Origin of the sequence: Vagococcus fluvialis (assembly GCF_048815235.1) — a bacterium.
Taxonomy (GTDB): domain Bacteria; phylum Bacillota; class Bacilli; order Lactobacillales; family Vagococcaceae; genus Vagococcus.
In genome coordinates this window covers 254,425-272,460 of sequence record NZ_JBMEAO010000001.1, presented here as the reverse complement: position 1 = coordinate 272,460, position 18,036 = coordinate 254,425, and the positions used below count along the sequence as shown (strand labels likewise).

The following is an 18,036-nucleotide window of genomic DNA, read 5'->3' as shown; positions in this document are numbered from 1 at the left end:
ATTTCTTTAAGAAAGTAAGACCCCTGAAAGATGATCAGGTAGATAGGCTAGAAGTGGAAGTGCAGTGATGTACGGAGCGGACTAGTACTAATCGGTCGAGGACTTAACCAAAGAAAAACCGGTGAAAAAATAATGTAGTCTAACTAAAAACATCCAGTTTTGAGTGAATAATCACTCAATTAATAAGTGTGGCGATGATGGCAAGAAGGATACACCTGTTCCCATGCCGAACACAGAAGTTAAGCTTCTTAGCGCCGATGGTAGTGAAGGGTTTCCCTTTGTGAGAGTAGGACGTTGCCATGCTTATTATAATAATCCGGCATAGCTCAGTTGGTAGTAGCGCATGACTGTTAATCATGATGTCGTAGGTTCGAGTCCTACTGCCGGAGTTTGATTTAAGGCCCGTTGGTCAAGCGGTTAAGACACCGCCCTTTCACGGCGGTAACACGGGTTCGAGTCCCGTACGGGTCATTATTTATTGGAGGTTTAGCTCAGCTGGGAGAGCACCTGCCTTACAAGCAGGGGGTCAGCGGTTCGATCCCGTTAACCTCCATTAATATTTCTAAACTGGTTCCGTGGTGTAGGGGTTAACATGCCTGCCTGTCACGCAGGAGATCGCGGGTTCAAATCCCGTCGGGACCGTTTAGGCGCAGTAGCTCAGTTGGTAGAGCAACGGATTGAAGCTCCGTGTGTCGGCAGTTCGATTCTGTCTTGCGCCATTATATGGAGGGGTAGCGAAGTGGCTAAACGCGGCGGACTGTAAATCCGCTCCTTCGGGTTCGGCAGTTCGAATCTGCCCCCCTCCATTTTTATATTTTTTCAAACTATAGGGGTATAGTTTAGCGGTAGAACTACGGTCTCCAAAACCGTCAGCGTGGGTTCGATTCCTACTACCCCTGTTTTAATATGGCGGTTGTGGCGAAGTGGTTAACGCATCGGATTGTGGCTCCGACATTCGTGGGTTCGATTCCCATCAGTCGCCTTTATAATAATGGGCTATAGCCAAGCGGTAAGGCAACGGACTTTGACTCCGTCACTCGTTGGTTCGAATCCAGCTAGCCCAGTTAATGGCGGTATAGCCAAGTGGTAAGGCAGAGGTCTGCAACACCTTTATCATCGGTTCAAATCCGGTTACCGCCTTTTAGTTATTATCATATAACGCCGGCGTGGCGGAATTGGCAGACGCGCTGGACTCAAAATCCTGTGCCCATTAGGGCGTGCCGGTTCGACCCCGGCCGCCGGTATTAGCTTTATGGCATATGTATAATAATTAAATAATCCGGCATAGCTCAGTTGGTAGTAGCGCATGACTGTTAATCATGATGTCGTAGGTTCGAGTCCTACTGCCGGAGTTCTTTTAAATAGGAAGTATTGGAATGAATCTGGAGAGTTGTCCGAGTTGGCCGAAGGAGCATGATTGGAAATCATGTAGGCGGTAATAACTGTCTCAAGGGTTCGAATCCCTTACTCTCCGTATTATTTTAAAACAGGCCCGTTGGTCAAGCGGTTAAGACACCGCCCTTTCACGGCGGTAACACGGGTTCGAGTCCCGTACGGGTCATAAAAATAAAAAACACCAAAGTTTTTAGGCGCAGTAGCTCAGTTGGTAGAGCAACGGATTGAAGCTCCGTGTGTCGGCAGTTCGATTCTGTCTTGCGCCATTATATGGAGGGGTAGCGAAGTGGCTAAACGCGGCGGACTGTAAATCCGCTCCTTCGGGTTCGGCAGTTCGAATCTGCCCCCCTCCATTTTTTATTTTTTAATATGGCGGTTGTGGCGAAGTGGTTAACGCATCGGATTGTGGCTCCGACACTCGTGGGTTCGATTCCCATCAGTCGCCTTCATATTAATGGGCTATAGCCAAGCGGTAAGGCAACGGACTTTGACTCCGTCACTCGTTGGTTCGAATCCAGCTAGCCCAGTCAAGACTCTATTATAGAGTCTTTTTTTGTTATAATAGAGAAAATAAATGATATAAAATACCTTAGTAAAGGAATTAGGAATAAAGTTATGCGTTTAATTATTGACGGGGATGGTTGTCCTGTAAAAAATGAAATCATTGAGTTGGCTGAAGATTTTTCATTGCCAGTTGTTATTGTTACAAGCATTGATCATTTTACAACTAAGAAATATCCTGGATTTATTCAATTTATTTATGTTGATAAGGGTGCTGATGGTGCAGATTATCGAATTGTTAAAGAAATTTTAGATGGTGATATTATTATTACACAAGATTATGGATTAGCTTCATTATTATTAAATAAAAAAGTACGGGTCTTCCATCATAATGGAAAGGAATATCTAAAAGAATCAATTGATATATTATTAAATCAGCGATATATTGGAGCTCAAATGAGAAAGGCTGGTAAAAGAACAAAAGGACCTAAACCATTTACTAGAGAAGACAGATTGCTATTCAAAGAAATAATGACTGATATTATTAAAGGAGAAATGAAATGAATCACAACGATCGATTAACAAGGTTACGTTATGCTTTAGATATTAAAGATACAGATATGGTTGAGTTATTCCGCTTAGGTGGAGTTGAAATTACTAAAGAAGATTATTTGAAAATGCTGAAAAAGATTGATGAGGATAATTATGAATTAGTTCTCGAAGATGAAGTGTTTGAGCGTTTTCTAAATGGAATGATTATTTCACAACGTGGAGTAAAGGAAGGTGACAAACCTGTTTTTGAACTGCGACAAGGTAATTCAAATAATATTATGCTTAAAAAATTGAAAATTGCGTTATCTATGACAACAGACGATATGCTTGCTATTTGGGATAAAGAAGGTATTATTATTTCTAAGAGTGAGTTAAGTGCCTTTTTAAGAAAAGAAGGACATAAAAATTATAAAACATGTGGTGATAATTTCACTCGTAATTTTCTAAAAGGTTTAATGAGTGAGTATCGCTAATAGGAGGTCATTATGAGTATTTATCAATTTTCTATGGAACAAATGGATGGTAGCAAAAAAGACTTAATTGATTATCAAGGAAAAGTTGTTTTAATTGTTAATACAGCGAGTAAATGTGGTTTTACTAAACAGTTTAGTGGGCTTGAAACTTTATATAATCAATATAAAGATCAAGGATTTGTTATTTTAGGATTTCCATGTAGTCAATTTTTGAATCAAGAATTAAAAACAAATGATAGTATACTAGAATTTTGCCAGGTTAATTATGGTGTGACATTCCCAATGTTTGCAAAGATAAAGGTCCGTGGTAAAGAAAAGAGTCCTCTTTACGACTACTTAATTCAGGAAACCGATAATAAGAGTATTAGTTGGAACTTTACTAAATTTTTAATTAATCAAGAGGGACAAGTTGTTAATCGATTTGCTCCAAAGATAGTTCCTGAATCAATTGAAGATGAAATAAAAAAATTATTAGCTTAAAACTTACCTTTTTAGGTGAGTTTTTTTATCTTTATGGCTATGATAAAATAATAGAGACTTTTAATAAAGGAGCGTAGACTATGTCATTAAAGAAAGATCAACTAAGTGTTGAAGTTGCTAAAATGTATTATCAATTAGAGTATGGACAACAACAAATAGCAAAAGAACTAAATATATCAAGGCCAACTGTTTCTAGGTTATTAAAGCATGCAAAAGATAACGGTTTTGTCACAATTACTATATCAGATCCATATAATGAAACAACTATTTTAGAAAGTAAATTAAAAGAAAAGTATGGACTGAAAGAAGTTAGAATTGCTCAAAGCATCAGTGATAACTATGAACTGATAATTGACCAAATTAGTGAGGAAGCAGCAGAATTTTTAGATGAATTTCTGGTAGATGGTGATATCATCGGTATAGGTTGGGGGAAAACAACATTAGCCGTAGGACAAAAATTAAGAAGTAATGAATATAAAGAGATAGAAGTTGTTCAACTAAAAGGAAGTATTACTCATTCTAATGTTTCAACCTATGCTCATGAGACATTATCTCTATTTGCTGAAGCTTTCAATACAACAGGAATATCTCTTCCATTACCTGTCATTTTTGATAATAAAGAAGTTAAAGAGGTTGTTGAAGGAGATAGACACATTCAATATATTATGGAACTACAAAAAAAATCTTCAGTAGCTATTTATACAGTAGGAACGACACGACAAGATGCTTTATTATTTCAACTTGGATATCTATCCGACAATGAAAAACAACAATTACAAGAGTTAGCTGTGGGAGATATTTGTTCTAGATTTTATGATACTAATGGACAAATAGCTTTAAAAAATATTAATGATAGAACAATAGGGATAGATTTAACTGAGCTGTCTAAGAAAAGATTATCAATATTGATTGCTGGTGGAGAGCACAAAATTAATGCGATAAAAGGAGCTCTAACAGGTAATTATTCTAATGTATTGATTACAGATTATTGGACAGCTCAAAAACTTGTTGAAAATTAGTTCATTTAAAAATTGACATAATTTCATTACGGATATATAATAAGTTTATCAAGTACTGAAAGGAAGATTTAAATGAATAACTATGCGAAAATGATTGATCACACAAAATTAAAGGCTGATACAACTAAAGAGGATATCATCACTTTGGCAAAAGAAGCGAAAGAACATAGTTTTTGGTCAATTTGTATTAACCCGGTTTGGATTGAAACAGCAAAAATTGAATTACAAAATAGTGATGTGAAAATTTGTACAGTGATTGGTTTTCCTTTAGGTGCTAACTCTTCTAAAGTAAAAGTATTTGAAACAAACCAAGCTATTTTAGATGGTGCGGATGAAGTTGATATGGTAATTAATGTAGGTGCATTAAAAGAAGGATCGTATGATGTTGTTTTAGCAGATATTAAAGGTGTTGTTGAAGAAGCTAAGGGACGCGCATTAGTAAAAGTAATCATTGAAACAGCTCTTTTAACAAAAGATGAAATAGTTAAAGCTTGTGAGTTGTCAGTAGAAGCAGGTGCTGATTATGTTAAAACATCAACTGGTTTTTCAACGGCTGGTGCCACAAGTGAGAATGTTAAATTAATGAAAGATACTGTTGGTGAAAAAGCACTTGTTAAGGCTTCTGGTGGTGTTAGAACTCTAGAAGATGCTAAAAAAATGGTAGACGCAGGAGCATCACGTTTAGGTGCAAGTGATGGTGTTAAGATTGTATTAGGTGATAATACAGCAAGTACAACTGAAAGTTATTAATAATAGATAAATAGAAAACATGATTCTAAGGAATCATGTTTTTTTCTTTGAAATTCATTTTTAAAGTTCTCTTGTGAAAAATAAACAATATTTAGGAAAAGAGACTTAGCAATTAGTTTGTTTATGTTTGATTAGAGTAAATTAGACCTTTTTTCTATTCTTGTTATTCAGATAGTCATCAAATAGACTTTTTATTATAATATTGCTTGTTAATAAGTATTTTCATTAAGTATTTATTAGTATTATTTATTTATGATTAGAATTACATTTTTTCACAAATAAATAAAATGAAAACATTTTTGTTCAAAAGTTCATTAAACGTGTTAAAAATAGTGGATTATGTGAAGAAAAAAGATTACAATTAGATTAGAAAGTGAATAGAATAACTAATAATCAAAACACGAACGTTATATTATCAACGTTTATAGGTCCTATAAATATTCTTAATAGTATCATTAAAATAAACAATTTGTTTCCGCTTACATTATAGCATAAAGTAAGGGTGTAGAAGGAAATAAACAAAGAGGTGAAGGGCAATGATTACAGTTTCTGTTGCAGGAGGTTCTCAGCCAGAAATTTTAGCACTCGTTAATCGAGTTAATGAAGAGTATCCAGGTGAAGTTAGATTTGCTGTTTTTGATACAAATATCAATATAGCAGATGATACAACTTGGGATTATGTTCACTGTGAAAGTGAATTAGCAATGGCTGAAAAAGCAGTTGAATTAGTCGCTGATGAAAAAGCCGATATTTTATTAAAAGGAATTATTCCAACACATACTATTTTAAAAGAATTACTAAACAAAAGACATGGTTTAAAAACCCAAAAAGTTTTATCTCATGTGGCATTAATAGATATGCCAGCTAAAAACAAATCATTCATTTTAACAGACTCAGCAATGAATATAGCACCAACGACTGAATCAATGATTGAAATTGTTGAAAATGTAAAACAAGTAGCTAAGAAGACAGGGATAAGTAAACCAAAGATTGCATTATTAAGTTCTGCGGAAACATTTAACCCAAAAATGCCATCATCAGTTTTAGCAACTGAAGTGGCAGAGCACTTTAAAGATAGTGAAGATAGCATTGTTTATGGTCCAATATCTTTCGACTTGGCAACAAGTGAAGAATCATGTGAGCATAAACGATTTGAAGCACCTATCAAAGGGGACGCTGATATCTTAGTTGTTCCAACAATTGATACAGGAAATACTCTTTACAAAGCATTAACTATTTTTGCAGACGCAACTGCTGGTGGAACACTAGTTGGAACAAAGATTCCAGTTGTTTTAACTTCAAGAAGTGATTCTACTGAAAGTAAATTACATTCATTAAAATTTGCGATGCAACAACTATAAAGGAGCGAGTAAATGGAAGCGATTTTAGTTATCAACCCAGGTTCAACATCAACAAAAACAGCTATTTTTGCAGATCACAACTTAATTGCTGAAGAAACTATTCGACACACTGTTGAAGAAATTTCTCAATTTGAAGGAGTTATTGATCAAGCAGATTTTAGATATAATATTATTCTTTCTTTTGTAGAAGAACAAGGAATGACAGATCAATTAGTAGCAGTAGTTGGTCGTGGTGGTTTATTAAAACCAATTCCTGGTGGAACATATAGTGTAGGCGAAGAGTTATTACACGATCTTGAAACTGAGAAATACAATACGCACGCATCAAACTTAGGTGGTATTTTAGCCAATAAATTCTCAAAAAGTTTAAATATACCTGCTTTCATTGTGGACCCAGTTGTGGTAGATGAAATGCATCCATTAGCTCGAATCTCTGGATTAAAGGGAATCGAAAGAAGAAGTGTAGGACACGCCTTAAACCAAAAGGCTGTTGCTAGAAAAGCTTCTGAGGAACTTGGTAAGTCTTATGACTCAAGTTCAATGATTGTTGCTCATTTAGGTGGAGGTATCAGTGTTGGTGCTCACAAAAATGGGAGAATGATCGATGTGATTAACGGATTAGACGGTGAAGGGCCATACACACCAGAAAGAAGTGGTTCATTACCTTTAATTGATTTTACTAAACTTGTTATCAATGAAAAAATGGAAATGGGTGATGTGAAAAAATTAATTGCTGGAAATGCTGGAATGAAGTCATACCTTGGTGAAACTGATTTACGAGAAGTTGAGAAACGTATGAACGAAGGCGATGAAGAAGCTAAGTACTACTTAGATGGTATGAGCTACCAAGTTGCTAAGAGCATAGGTGAATTAGCTGTTGTTTTACAAGGTAAAGTCGATGCTATCTGTTTAACGGGTGGAGCAATTTACTCTAAATATACTGTTTCAAAAATCAGTGAGTTAGTAGATTGGATTGCACCGATTAAAGCATTCCCAGGAGAAATGGAAATGGAAGCATTGTATGACGGAGCTTACCGCGTTCTTAAAGGCGAGGAAGATGCGTTAAATTATAGTGAAGTAGGAGTGGAATAAGATGGCAGAACAAACAGATTTACTAATCTTAGGTGGAGGAACTGGTGGCTATATTGCTGCAATTAGAGCTGCTCAAAAAGGATTAAGTGTTACAGTTGTAGAAAAAAATAAAGTTGGTGGAACTTGTCTACATAGTGGATGTATTCCAACAAAAGCATTATTAAGAAGTGCTGAAGTATTTGACACAATTAAAAGTGCTGAAATGTTTGGTATTGAAACTGATAACAAGCAAGTTGCTAACTTTAAAAAAATTCAAGAACGTAAACAATCAATAATCGACCAACTTCATGGTGGTGTACAAGGATTGATGAAAAAAAATAAAATTAAAGTTCTTGAAGGTGAAGGCGCTATCTTAGGCCCATCAATTTTCTCTCCAGTATCAGGTGCAGTAGCTGTTACATTCAACGATAAGAGTAAAGAAGAAGAAATTATTGTTCCTAAAAATGTTATTATCTCAACAGGTTCAACACCAAGATCATTACCTAACTTACCATTAGATGAAAAAAATATTTTATCTTCAGATGGTATGTTACAACTTGAAGAATTACCAAAATCAATCGTTATTGTTGGTGGAGGAGTTATTGGAGTTGAGTGGGCATCTTTATTAAATAGTTTAGGTGTTGAAGTAACTGTCGTTGAATTCTTAGACCGCTTACTTATTAATGAAAGCTCTACCATTTCTCGTCAGTTGAAGAAAAGCTTGGAAGCTAAAGGCATTAAAATTTTACTTAGCAGCAAAGTTGAATCAGCTGATATCAAATCAGGTAAAGTTGATGTTGCTATTGAAGGTCAAGATAAATTAACAGTAGATAAAGTAATGGTTGCTATTGGACGTACACCAAATGTTAATGGATTCGGCTTACAAAATACATCAGTTAAATATAATGACAAAGGTATCGAAGTAAATGAATTCTATCAAACAACAGAAAGCCATATTTATGCAATTGGTGACTGTATTGATACGATGCAATTAGCTCACGTGGCAATGAAAGAGGGCGAATTAGCCGTTGCTCATATGTTAGGTGAAGAAATCGAACCATTAAACTACACAAACGTTCCTCGTGGTGTTTATACAAACCCTGAAGTAGCAAGTGTTGGTTATGTTAAAGATAATGTTCCAGAAGGTAAAAAAGTTAAAATTGGTACTTTCAACTTTACTGGTAACGGTAAAGCATTAGTTTACGGTGCTAAAGAAGGATTTGTTGAAGTAATTCGTGATCTAGATACAGACGATTTATTAGGTGTATCAATTATTGGACCACATGCAACAGATTTAATTTCAGAAGCAAGTACATCAATCTATTTAGATGCAACACCACTTGAGATTGGGGAAGCAATTCACCCACATCCAACATTAACAGAAGTGATCCAAGAAGCTGCATTAGATACTTATGGCATTGCCATTCATAAATAATAGAAAGGTTGATATAAATGAAAACTTTAAAAAAATCAGGTCTAAGTAAAGAAGAGATTATCCAAGCATACCGTGAGGTTCTAAGAGGTCGTCGTCTTGACGAACGTTTATGGCAATTAACAAGAATTGGTAAAACATCATTTAACATTTCAGGTCAAGGTGCTGAAGTAGCTCAAGTAGCTATGGCAATGGCATTTGATCATAAAAAAGATTATTTCTTACCATACTACCGTGACATGACAGCGAGTCTTGTTTGGGGTATGACAAATAAAGATATCTTATTAGGTTCTTTTGGTAAAGATGCTGACCCATCATCACATGGTCGTATGATGCCTAACCATTATGGATCTAAAGAACATAATATCGTAGCATTCTCTTCAACTGTAAGTACTCAACTACCTTTAGCTACAGGTGTTGCTTACTCAGCTCAATTAGAAAAAGCTGACTTTGTTACATTAACTTGTACAGGTGAAGGTTCTGCTAACCAAGGTGAAGTACAAGAAGCAATGAACTTTGCTGGAGTTAAAAAATTACCAGTTATCTTTGTTATTGAAAACAATGCTTACGCTATCTCAACTCCAATTGATGAGCAATATGCTAACGAAAAAATGTCAGATCGTGCTCACGGTTACGGATTTGAAGGAATCAGAGTAGATGGAAATGACTTTACTGAAGTTTACTTAACTTTCCAAAAAGCAGTTAAAGACGCTCGTGCTGGAAAAGGACCTAAATTAGTAGAATTAATGGTTTCTCGTTTAACATCTCACTCAGCTGATGATGATCAAACAGTTTATCGTTCTAAAGAAGAAATTGAATCAATGAAAGAAAAGGATCCAATTGATGCAATGGAAAAACAATTAATCGCTGAAGGTTACTTAACTAGAGAAGAAATGGATGCAATTGATGCTGAAATCCGTGCTCAAATCGATAAAGATACAGATGAAGCAGAAGCAATGCCAGATCCAACACCTGAATCATTATACGAAGAAGTTTACGCTAAATAATTAAGAACTGATAATAGAGAGGATTGAATAATAATGGCAGAAATGACATATTTAGAGGCAATTAACTTAGGTATCTCTGAAGAGATGGCTCGCGATGAAAAAGTAGTAATTTTTGGTGAAGACGTTGGTGGAGACAAAGGTGGAGTTTTTGGTGTAACTAAAGGCTTAGCTGCTAAATACGGCGATCATAGATGTTTTAACACACCATTAACAGAAGGACAAATTGGTGGTTTAGCAATTGGTCTTGGATTAAGAGGATACCGTGCAATTGGTGAGTTCCAATTTGCGGACTACATTTTACCAGCAACAAACCAAATTTTATCAGAAGCTCGTACTATGCGTTACCGTACAAAAGGTGACTGGATTGCACCAATCGTTTACCGTACGCCTTATGGTGGGGGAGTTCGTGGTGGTTTATATCACTCTCAATCAACTGAAAAATTATTCATTGGACAACCTGGTTTACGCGTTGTAACGCCATCTAACCCATATGATGCTAAAGGTATGATTAAAGCAGCTATTAGATCTGATGACCCAGTTATCTTCTATGAGCACAAACGCTTATACCGTCTATTAAAAGATGAAGTTCCAACTGAAGATTATGTTGTAGATATTACTAAAGCTAACGTTGTACGCGAAGGTAGCGATATTACTGTAATTGGTTACGGTATGGTATTACAGCACGCTTTAAACGCAGCAGAAAAATTAGCTGGAGAAGGAATCGATGCAGAAGTAGTAGACGTTCGTTCACTATATCCATTAGATAAAGAAACACTAGTTAATGCTGCTAAGAAAACTGGTAAAGTTTTATTAGTAACAGAAGACAACAAAGAAAGCACTGTTATGTCAGAAATCGCAGCTATGATTGCTGAAGAAGCTTTATTTGAACTAGATGCACCAATCAAACGTGTTGCAGGACCAGATGTTCCAGCTATGGGATATGCCTTATCACTTGAAAGAGAATTCTTAGTTGACGAAGCAGAAGTTTTAGAAGCAATGAGAGAATTAGCAGAGTTTTAAAATAGTTTGTAGGAGGACGAGAAGTTATGGCAATTAAAGAAGTATTACTACCTCATTTAGGGGAAAGTGTAACAGAAGCATCAGTAGTAGGTTGGTTAGTTCAACCTGGAGATAAAGTAAAAAGATATCAACCTCTTATGGAAGTTGTTTCAGATAAAGTAACAACAGAAGTACCTTCAGATTTTGAAGGAGTTATTAAAGAAACTTTTGTAGAATTAGATACAGATTACCCAATCGGTACATTATTAATGACGATTGAAGTTGAAGGCGCTGAAGAAGCACCAGTAGCTCCAGTTGTAGAAGAAAAAGTTGAAGCTCTAGTAGCAGCACCAGCAGCTCCAAAAGCAGCACCAGCTAAACCAGCAGGAGCTGCAGCAGGCCGTTTCTCACCAGCAGTATTGAAATTAGCAGGAGAAAAAGGTATTGATTTATCTCTTGTAACTGGTACTGGTAAAGAAGGACGTATTACTCGTAAAGACATCTTAAACTTTGTTCCAGGTGAGGCAGTAGCAGCACCAGTTGTTGAGGCGGCTCCAGTAGCAGCAACACCAACACCAGCTGTAGAAGCAGCACCAAAAGCAGCAGCTCCAGCTCCTGTATTTGCAAGTGGTAATGACGAAGTAGTACCAGCTGATGGCGTGCGTAAAGCAATCGCTAAGAAAATGGTACAAAGTGTTACAGAAATTCCACATGCTTGGATCATGGTTGAAGCAGACGTTACAAACATTGTTAACTTACGTAACAGCGTTAAAGATGATTTCAAAAAACAAGAAGGTATTTCATTAAGCTTCTTCCCATTCTTTGCAAAAGCTGTTGTTCAAGCAATGAAGAAAAATCCAAAAATCAATACTTCTTGGCAAGATGGAAACATTGTTTACCATAAAGATATTAACTTATCAATCGCTGTAACAACTGATGAAAACTTATTTGTTCCAGTGATTAAACAAGCTGATAACTTATCACTTGCTGGACTTACAAAAGAAATCAACCGTTTAGCAACAGATGTCCGTAAAGGAACTCTATCTAATGCTGACATGCAAGGTGGAACATTCACATTAAACAACACTGGTTCATTAGGATCAGTTCAATCAATGGGAATTATTAACCACCCACAAGCAGCAATCTTACAAGTTGAATCAATTAACAAACGTATTGTACCAACTAAAGATGGCGGATTCAAAACAGCAGACATGGTTAACTTATGTCTATCAATTGACCACCGTATCTTAGATGGACAACAAGCAGGTCAATTCTTAAGAGATATCAAAGAAAACTTAGCAAGATTCTCTAACGATTCAGATATCTATTAAAAAATAAAGATTTAAAATGTAGTTCGTGATGTAATTGGAAGGTATGTGAGCCATGTACCTTCCAAGAGCTTCATGAAATAAAGGTTTATTAGAACTAGTGAAAATTTTCTCAAAGTTATTCATATGAAAAAGTGAAAGAAGGAAATCACAATGACTCAAGCAGAACAATCAACTAAAATGACGCCCAAAATATTTTTTAACAAATTATTAGCAGGTACTGCTCAAGGTACTATTGTTGCTTTAATCCCAAATGCTGTTTTAGGAGCGATTTTAAAGTATTTTAACCATATTGAAATTATTCAAAAAATTATTGATGCAGCACTTATTTTCCAAGTGGGTACCGCACTAATCATCGGTGGATTAATAGCGAAACAATTTGATTTAACTCCGCCTAAGATTATGATTGTTGGTGGTGCCGCATTTGCTGGATCAGGTGTTATTAAGTTTAACCCTGAGATTGGTGAAAAAGGGGCTTTCATAGCTGCCGGTACTGGTGATATTATTAATATCATGTTAACTGCAGCAATTGCTGTGTTAATGATGATGTGGTTAGGTAATAAATTTGGTTCTACAGAAATAATAGCGCTACCAATCGTTGTTGGTATAGGCGCTGGTTTAATCGGTATGTTAACATATCCATACGTAACTCAAATTACGGCTTTAATTGGTAAAGTAATCAATGGCTTTACTGATTTACAACCAATGGTAGCTAGTATATTAATTGCTTGTTCTTTTGCAGCACTGATTATATCTCCAGTCACAACGGTAGCCATAGGTATGGCGATTCAATTGGATGGTGTATCAGCAGGTGCCGGAGCAATGGGAATTGCAGCTACAACAATTGTATTAGTAATCAACTCATGGAAAGTAAATGAATCTGGTGTAACTTTAGCAGTAGCTTTAGGTGGTATGAAAATGATGATGCCAAACCTATTCAAATACCCAATTATTTTATTACCTTGTTTAGTAACAGCAGCTGTTTCAGCGATTCCAGTTGCATTGTTTAACATTTCAGGAACACCTAACTCAGCTGGATTTGGATTAGTTGGATTAGTAGGTCCACTTGCTTCATTAGATGCAGGATTAAACGTTGCTTTATTAATCATTTCATGGTTTGTTGTTCCAATCGCAGTAGGTCTTTTAACAAAATTTGTATTTGAAAAAGTATTAAAATTATACGATAGTAAAGTAGTATTTAAATATCAAGGATAAAAAAAGAAACATCGAGATTATTAATTATTTTTAATAATCTCGATGAAATCTTTTATGTCTTTTGTAATATGATAGTCTTTTCTTAAAGCGATTCCGATTGGGAAGTAGTCATACTTATCAACTAAAGGAATCCACTTAACACGGTCGCTTTTACCAACTTCTTTATATTCAATAGGTAAAATACAAATGGATTCATTTTTATTAACACTATGAAGTAAAACTTGTAAATCATCATTATGCAACACAATATTTGGTTTATATCCAGAATCTGCAGCACGGTCAATCAGAAGTCGACCTAACATAAAATTAGTTGTTAGAGATGAAAAACGTTGTCCTTCTAAATCTTTGAATGTTAATTCATTTTTTTGTGATAAAGGATTTTCTTCAGGGACTACTACATAAACGTGGTATCCTTTAGTCGACGTTCCTAAAGCTTCAATTGAAATTGTTTCAGGGTAAAGATTTGGAAATGAAATTAATCCAATGTCAATTTCCTCTTTATCTAATAAATTTTGAAGATGAGGGGAGCCATCTTGTTTGATGACTAAATCAACATGAGGATGAGTTGCTAGGTATTGAGAAATCTCTTGCATAAATTGCATTGAGAATAGTGTGGTAATACCAAGTTTTATTTTTTTCTTTTTTTCTGTGGGGCTTTCACTCATATTGTGAATATCAGTAATCAGCTGATCGAATTGATCAACAATTTGTTGACCTTCCTCATATAAATAAAGGCCAGTGTTTGTTAACTGAAATGGTGTATCGTTATGTGTGAAAAGAGACGATCGCAACTCACTTTCCATTTTCTTTAAAGCTAATGATAAAGTTGGTTGCGTTACAAATAAATTACGTGCAGCAGCAGATAAATTTTTTGTATTTGCAATTTCAATAAAATATTTTAACTGTTGAATATTCATTAAATCACCTTGTCCATTCGTATTATAAACCAAAAATAAAGTTGGTTATTTTTTTGCCTCTATAGTCTATTTTACCATATAAACAAAGGGTTTTCGCGTTATTTTCAATGTTTTTAATTTTACTATTATAAAAATTAGGAGAGTGGAAAGTATGAAAATTATTATTGCAGGTGCAGGAGCTATGGGAAGTCGTTTTGGGTTAATGTTACATCAAGCAAAACATGATGTGATTTTAATTGATGGATGGCAAGAGCATATTGATTTAATCCAAAATAATGGCTTAAAAGCTAATTTTAATGGTGAAGAAGTAACTGAAAATATTAGTATTTATCATCAAGATAAAGCCTCAGAAGTTGAATTTGATGCAGATCTAGTTATTTTATTTACAAAAGCGATGCAACTAGATGCTATGATGCAATCAATCAACAACATGTTAGGTAAAGAGACAAAAGTATTGTGTTTACTAAATGGAATTGGTCACGAAGATGTTATAAAAAATTATGTACCACTAGATAATATTTTACTTGGAAATACGATGTGGACAGCTGGTTTAGAAGGTCCAGGTAAAGCAAAATTATTCGGTAATGGATCAATTGATTTACAAAATCTAGGTGAAAATGGAAGACAAGCAGCGGATGAAGTCATTGAGGTATTAAATTCAGGTAACTTAAATGCTAAATACGCAGATAATATTTTATCTTCTATTTATAAAAAAGCTTGTGTGAATGGAACAATGAATGGTTTATGTACTATTTTAGATTCTAATATGGCAGGATTTGGTGAAACTGATGTAGCAGATGCTATTGTAGAATCAATTGTATCTGAATTTGCAGCTGTTGCTGAAAAAGAGAATGCTACATTGAATGTTCCGGAAGTATTAGCTCAAATTAAGACTTGTTATAATCGTGAAACAATTGGTCTACATCATCCATCTATGTATCAAGATTTAATAATTAATAACCGTTTAACTGAAATTGATTATATTAATGGTGCTATTGTTCGTAAGGGAAAAGAGTATGGTATTGAAACACCTTACTGTTCATTCCTAACACAATTAGTTCATGCTAAAGAACAAATTTTAGGCGCAAAATAAAAGATTAAGCTACTGAAAAGTAATTTTCAGTAGCTTTTTTTATGTACTTATTTCACTTGTTGTAAAAGGTATATCAAAATGAACATTAGAATTACATTAAAAACAACAAGTGAAAATAGTTATGAAAAAAACAAACGTTGTTTTATCAAGGTTTTGGGTTATGTATAAAAAAAAACTATAATACTATTAATTTTTATTATTTGTATATTTTTTCACATAGATATATAGTATAGATGTAGTAACAAAGAAGCAACGAAGGGGCGGAGATGACAGCATTCTAGTAAGTTAGCTTTATAGATAAAAAGGGTTATTTTAGTTTAACAAGTGAAAAAAATCTCAATCTCTTGTTGAATTTAAAAATGAAAAGTTAGGAGAATGACATATGTCAAAAGAACAAGAAACGACTAAATTAACAACGAAAGTTTTTTTCAATAAATTATTAGCAGGTACAGCTCAGGGGACAATTATTGCATTAATCCCAAATGCTGTATTAGGAGCAATTCTTAAATATTTTGCAGATGTGACAATTATTAAACAAATTATTGATGCAGCACTTATTTTTCAAATTGCAACACCTTTAATAATTGCAGCGCTGGTTGCAAAACAATTTGATTTAACCCCACCTAAAATGATGATGGTTGGTGGAGCAGCATTTGCTGGTTCTGGTGTTATTAAGTTTAATCCAGAAGTTGGTGGCTTTGTTGCAGCTGGAACAGGTGACATTATCAATATCATGTTAACAGCGTCAATTGCCGTGTTAATGATGTTATGGATTGATACTAAGTTTGGTTCTGTTGAAATTATTGCCTTACCAATTGTAGTTGGTGTGGGTGCTGGTGTATTAGGAATGTTAGCTTATCCATATGTTACTCAAATTACGGTTGCAATAGGTAACGTAATTAATAACTTTACTAACTTCCAACCAGTGTTGATGAGTATCTTAATTGCATGTTCATTTGCCGCTTTAATTATTTCACCTATAACAACAGTAGGTATTGGTTTAGCGATTCAATTAAATGGTGTATCAGCAGGAGCTGCTGCTATGGGTATTGCAGCAACGACCGTTGTATTAGTAATTAATTCTTGGAAAGTAAATGAATCAGGTGTAACGATTGCCGTTGGATTAGGTGGTATGAAAATGATGATGCCAAACCTTTTCAAATACCCAATTATTTTATTACCTATTTTAACAACAGCTATTATTTCAGCAATTCCAGTTTCATTATTCAATATTTCAGGTACACCTAACTCTGCTGGATTTGGTTTAGTAGGTTTAGTAGGACCGCTTGCTTCATTAGATGCTGGACTTAACTTTGTTTTATTAATTGTTTGTTGGTTTATTGTTCCTATTGCAGCAGGTTTAGTATCAAAAATAGTATTTGAAAAAGTATTCAAACTTTATGACAGCAACGTTGTCTTTAAATATCAAGGATAAAAAAATAAAAATGATTAAATTATAGGAGTGTATGATAGATGAATATTATTATTGCAGGCGCAGGTGCCATGGGAAGTCGTTTTGGTTATATGTTACATAAAACAGGAAATGACGTTATTTTAGTAGATGGATGGCAAGATCATATCGATGCGATTAAAACGAATGGTTTACAGGGAACTTTTAATGGTGAAGAAATTAAAGAAGAAATGACCATTTACAACCAAAATGAATTAGGAAGTGTAGAATTCGCTGCTGATTTAGTTATTTTATTTACAAAAGCAATGCAGTTAGATAACATGATGAATTCATTAAAAGAAATGGTTGGAGAAAAAACTCAAGTTCTATGTCTGTTAAATGGTATTGGTCACGAGGATGTAGTGAAAAAATATGTTCCAGAAAGCAATATTTTATTAGGAAATACAATGTGGACAGCAGGTTTAGATGGTCCAGGAAAAGTAACGTTATTTGGTAATGGTTCATTAGAATTACAAAGTTTAGGAAATGATGAAGCAATTGCTAATGAAGTGATTGAAGTATTAAACGTAGCAGAATTAAATGCTAAATACTCTCAACACATCAGAGCTTCTATTTATAAAAAAGCTTGTGTGAATGGAACAATGAATGGTTTATGTACGATTTTAGATTCAAACATGGCAGGATTTGGTGAAACAGACGTAGCTGATGCTATTGTAGAAACAATCGTTAAAGAGTTTGCAGCTGTTGGAAAACACGAAGGGGTAGACTTAGATATTCCTGCGGTATTAGCTCAAATTAAAACATGTTATAACCGTGAAACAATTGGATTACATCATCCATCAATGTATCAAGATTTAATCGTAAGTAATCGTTTAACAGAAATTGATTACATTAACGGAGCCATTGCGCGCAAAGGACTTGCTTATGGTGTGGAAACTCCTTATTGTACATTCTTAACGCAGTTAGTACATGCTAAAGAACAAGTATTAGGGGCGAAATAAAGTGAAAAAGAAGGATTCAAAAATGAAAACT

The 18,036-nt window shown here is 34.7% G+C and carries 15 protein-coding genes, 18 tRNA genes, 2 rRNA genes and 2 pseudogenes; 36 read left to right on the top strand and 1 reads right to left on the bottom strand.

Annotated elements, in window-relative coordinates; all coding sequences use genetic code 11:
• The 33 genes and pseudogenes from ACODH8_RS01280 to ACODH8_RS01120 form a co-directional block, all read left to right on the top strand.
• Positions 1-111 (top strand): 23S ribosomal RNA (locus ACODH8_RS01280); the annotation flags it as partial.
• A gap of 76 nt (positions 112-187) precedes the next feature.
• Positions 188-303: ribosomal RNA gene (gene rrf, locus ACODH8_RS01275) — 5S ribosomal RNA — on the top strand.
• A 12-nt stretch (positions 304-315) separates the two neighbouring features.
• Positions 316-389 (top strand) — tRNA-Asn (locus tag ACODH8_RS01270).
• A 10-nt stretch (positions 390-399) separates the two neighbouring features.
• Positions 400-471: transfer RNA gene (locus ACODH8_RS01265), tRNA-Glu, on the top strand.
• Positions 472-480: 9 nt separating this feature from the next.
• A tRNA-Val gene (locus tag ACODH8_RS01260) sits at positions 481-553 on the top strand.
• 16 nt (positions 554-569) lie between these two features.
• Positions 570-642, top strand: a tRNA-Asp gene (locus ACODH8_RS01255).
• Positions 643-646: 4 nt separating this feature from the next.
• Positions 647-719 (top strand) — tRNA-Phe (locus ACODH8_RS01250).
• 6 nt (positions 720-725) lie between these two features.
• A tRNA-Tyr gene (locus tag ACODH8_RS01245) sits at positions 726-806 on the top strand.
• Positions 807-828: 22 nt separating this feature from the next.
• Positions 829-899, top strand: a tRNA-Trp gene (locus ACODH8_RS01240).
• Between the two features lie 10 nt (positions 900-909).
• Positions 910-982: transfer RNA gene (locus ACODH8_RS01235), tRNA-His, on the top strand.
• 10 nt (positions 983-992) lie between these two features.
• A tRNA-Gln gene (locus ACODH8_RS01230) sits at positions 993-1,064 on the top strand.
• Between the two features lie 5 nt (positions 1,065-1,069).
• A tRNA-Cys gene (locus ACODH8_RS01225) sits at positions 1,070-1,140 on the top strand.
• 20 nt (positions 1,141-1,160) lie between these two features.
• Positions 1,161-1,244 (top strand) — tRNA-Leu (locus tag ACODH8_RS01220).
• A gap of 34 nt (positions 1,245-1,278) precedes the next feature.
• A tRNA-Asn gene (locus ACODH8_RS01215) sits at positions 1,279-1,352 on the top strand.
• A 32-nt stretch (positions 1,353-1,384) separates the two neighbouring features.
• Positions 1,385-1,474: transfer RNA gene (locus ACODH8_RS01210), tRNA-Ser, on the top strand.
• A 15-nt stretch (positions 1,475-1,489) separates the two neighbouring features.
• A tRNA-Glu gene (locus tag ACODH8_RS01205) sits at positions 1,490-1,561 on the top strand.
• A 27-nt stretch (positions 1,562-1,588) separates the two neighbouring features.
• Positions 1,589-1,661: transfer RNA gene (locus ACODH8_RS01200), tRNA-Phe, on the top strand.
• Positions 1,662-1,667: 6 nt separating this feature from the next.
• Positions 1,668-1,748, top strand: a tRNA-Tyr gene (locus ACODH8_RS01195).
• A 19-nt stretch (positions 1,749-1,767) separates the two neighbouring features.
• Positions 1,768-1,840: transfer RNA gene (locus ACODH8_RS01190), tRNA-His, on the top strand.
• 10 nt (positions 1,841-1,850) lie between these two features.
• A tRNA-Gln gene (locus tag ACODH8_RS01185) sits at positions 1,851-1,922 on the top strand.
• An 88-nt stretch (positions 1,923-2,010) separates the two neighbouring features.
• On the top strand, positions 2,011-2,460 hold the full coding sequence (locus ACODH8_RS01180) for a YaiI/YqxD family protein (RefSeq protein WP_332465019.1): 450 nt from the start codon (positions 2,011-2,013) through the stop codon (positions 2,458-2,460).
• On the top strand, positions 2,457-2,921 hold the full coding sequence (locus ACODH8_RS01175; RefSeq protein WP_420517456.1) for a DUF1456 family protein: 465 nt from the start codon (positions 2,457-2,459) through the stop codon (positions 2,919-2,921). Before ACODH8_RS01180 ends, ACODH8_RS01175 begins: the two co-directional genes overlap by 4 nt.
• Before the next feature lie 12 nt (positions 2,922-2,933).
• Complete coding sequence (locus ACODH8_RS01170; RefSeq protein WP_332465017.1) at positions 2,934-3,401, top strand: glutathione peroxidase; 468 nt, start codon at positions 2,934-2,936, stop codon at positions 3,399-3,401.
• A gap of 80 nt (positions 3,402-3,481) precedes the next feature.
• Positions 3,482-4,420, top strand: coding sequence for a sugar-binding transcriptional regulator (locus tag ACODH8_RS01165; protein WP_332465016.1), 939 nt, complete (start codon positions 3,482-3,484; stop codon positions 4,418-4,420).
• A 72-nt stretch (positions 4,421-4,492) separates the two neighbouring features.
• Entirely contained in the window at positions 4,493-5,170 is a 678-nt protein-coding gene (gene deoC, locus ACODH8_RS01160) for a deoxyribose-phosphate aldolase (RefSeq protein WP_332465015.1), read from the top strand.
• Positions 5,171-5,706: 536 nt separating this feature from the next.
• On the top strand, positions 5,707-6,531 hold the full coding sequence (locus ACODH8_RS01155) for a phosphate acyltransferase (RefSeq protein ID WP_420504560.1): 825 nt from the start codon (positions 5,707-5,709) through the stop codon (positions 6,529-6,531).
• 12 nt (positions 6,532-6,543) lie between these two features.
• Positions 6,544-7,623 (top strand): butyrate kinase, encoded by a 1,080-nt coding sequence (gene buk / locus ACODH8_RS01150; protein ID WP_332465013.1) that lies wholly within the window; start codon positions 6,544-6,546, stop codon positions 7,621-7,623.
• A 1-nt stretch (position 7,624) separates the two neighbouring features.
• A complete protein-coding gene (lpdA, locus tag ACODH8_RS01145) occupies positions 7,625-9,037 on the top strand; it encodes a dihydrolipoyl dehydrogenase (protein WP_332465012.1) in 1,413 nt (470 codons plus the stop codon).
• Positions 9,038-9,054: 17 nt separating this feature from the next.
• Positions 9,055-10,041 carry a thiamine pyrophosphate-dependent dehydrogenase E1 component subunit alpha gene (locus tag ACODH8_RS01140; RefSeq protein WP_332465011.1) on the top strand — a complete coding sequence of 329 codons (987 nt, stop codon included), beginning with the start codon at positions 9,055-9,057 and terminating at the stop codon, positions 10,039-10,041.
• A 33-nt stretch (positions 10,042-10,074) separates the two neighbouring features.
• A complete protein-coding gene (locus ACODH8_RS01135; RefSeq protein ID WP_332465010.1) occupies positions 10,075-11,061 on the top strand; it encodes an alpha-ketoacid dehydrogenase subunit beta in 987 nt (328 codons plus the stop codon).
• A gap of 26 nt (positions 11,062-11,087) precedes the next feature.
• Positions 11,088-11,258, top strand: a pseudogene (locus ACODH8_RS01130) (biotin/lipoyl-containing protein); the annotation flags it as partial.
• Between the two features lie 180 nt (positions 11,259-11,438).
• Positions 11,439-12,371 (top strand): annotated as a pseudogene (locus ACODH8_RS01125) (dihydrolipoamide acetyltransferase family protein); the annotation flags it as partial.
• A 150-nt stretch (positions 12,372-12,521) separates the two neighbouring features.
• The gene (locus ACODH8_RS01120) at positions 12,522-13,583 is read left to right on the top strand and encodes a PTS sugar transporter subunit IIC (protein WP_332465008.1); all 1,062 of its coding nucleotides are present in this window, start codon (positions 12,522-12,524) and stop codon (positions 13,581-13,583) included.
• Between the two features lie 20 nt (positions 13,584-13,603).
• Here the strand turns inward: ACODH8_RS01120 and ACODH8_RS01115 are convergent, their stop codons facing one another.
• A complete protein-coding gene (locus ACODH8_RS01115; protein WP_332465007.1) occupies positions 13,604-14,500 on the bottom strand; it encodes a LysR family transcriptional regulator in 897 nt (298 codons plus the stop codon).
• A gap of 151 nt (positions 14,501-14,651) precedes the next feature.
• Here ACODH8_RS01115 and ACODH8_RS01110 point away from each other — a divergent pair, with 151 nt between their 5' ends.
• From ACODH8_RS01110 to ACODH8_RS01100, 3 genes are all read left to right on the top strand, one after another.
• Complete coding sequence (locus ACODH8_RS01110; RefSeq protein ID WP_332465006.1) at positions 14,652-15,593, top strand: 2-dehydropantoate 2-reductase; 942 nt, start codon at positions 14,652-14,654, stop codon at positions 15,591-15,593.
• Between the two features lie 382 nt (positions 15,594-15,975).
• On the top strand, positions 15,976-17,028 hold the full coding sequence (locus ACODH8_RS01105) for a PTS sugar transporter subunit IIC (RefSeq protein ID WP_332465005.1): 1,053 nt from the start codon (positions 15,976-15,978) through the stop codon (positions 17,026-17,028).
• Between the two features lie 38 nt (positions 17,029-17,066).
• Positions 17,067-18,005, top strand: a complete 939-nt coding sequence (locus tag ACODH8_RS01100) for a 2-dehydropantoate 2-reductase (protein ID WP_332465004.1) — start codon at positions 17,067-17,069, stop codon at positions 18,003-18,005.
• The last annotated feature ends 31 nt before the right edge of the window (positions 18,006-18,036 follow it).

Bases quoted from the DNA above. Each gene is read 5' to 3' on its own strand.
- ACODH8_RS01180 (WP_332465019.1), top strand. From the start codon at position 2,011: ATGCGTTTAATTATTGACGGGGATGGTTGTCCTGTAAAAAATGAAATC.
- ACODH8_RS01175 (WP_420517456.1), top strand. From the start codon at position 2,457: ATGAATCACAACGATCGATTAACAAGGTTACGTTATGCTTTAGATATT.
- ACODH8_RS01170 (WP_332465017.1), top strand. From the start codon at position 2,934: ATGAGTATTTATCAATTTTCTATGGAACAAATGGATGGTAGCAAAAAA.
- ACODH8_RS01165 (WP_332465016.1), top strand. From the start codon at position 3,482: ATGTCATTAAAGAAAGATCAACTAAGTGTTGAAGTTGCTAAAATGTAT.
- deoC (WP_332465015.1), top strand. From the start codon at position 4,493: ATGAATAACTATGCGAAAATGATTGATCACACAAAATTAAAGGCTGAT.
- ACODH8_RS01155 (WP_420504560.1), top strand. From the start codon at position 5,707: ATGATTACAGTTTCTGTTGCAGGAGGTTCTCAGCCAGAAATTTTAGCA.
- buk (WP_332465013.1), top strand. From the start codon at position 6,544: ATGGAAGCGATTTTAGTTATCAACCCAGGTTCAACATCAACAAAAACA.
- lpdA (WP_332465012.1), top strand. From the start codon at position 7,625: ATGGCAGAACAAACAGATTTACTAATCTTAGGTGGAGGAACTGGTGGC.
- ACODH8_RS01140 (WP_332465011.1), top strand. From the start codon at position 9,055: ATGAAAACTTTAAAAAAATCAGGTCTAAGTAAAGAAGAGATTATCCAA.
- ACODH8_RS01135 (WP_332465010.1), top strand. From the start codon at position 10,075: ATGGCAGAAATGACATATTTAGAGGCAATTAACTTAGGTATCTCTGAA.
- ACODH8_RS01120 (WP_332465008.1), top strand. From the start codon at position 12,522: ATGACTCAAGCAGAACAATCAACTAAAATGACGCCCAAAATATTTTTT.
- ACODH8_RS01115 (WP_332465007.1), bottom strand. From the start codon at position 14,500: ATGAATATTCAACAGTTAAAATATTTTATTGAAATTGCAAATACAAAA.
- ACODH8_RS01110 (WP_332465006.1), top strand. From the start codon at position 14,652: ATGAAAATTATTATTGCAGGTGCAGGAGCTATGGGAAGTCGTTTTGGG.
- ACODH8_RS01105 (WP_332465005.1), top strand. From the start codon at position 15,976: ATGTCAAAAGAACAAGAAACGACTAAATTAACAACGAAAGTTTTTTTC.
- ACODH8_RS01100 (WP_332465004.1), top strand. From the start codon at position 17,067: ATGAATATTATTATTGCAGGCGCAGGTGCCATGGGAAGTCGTTTTGGT.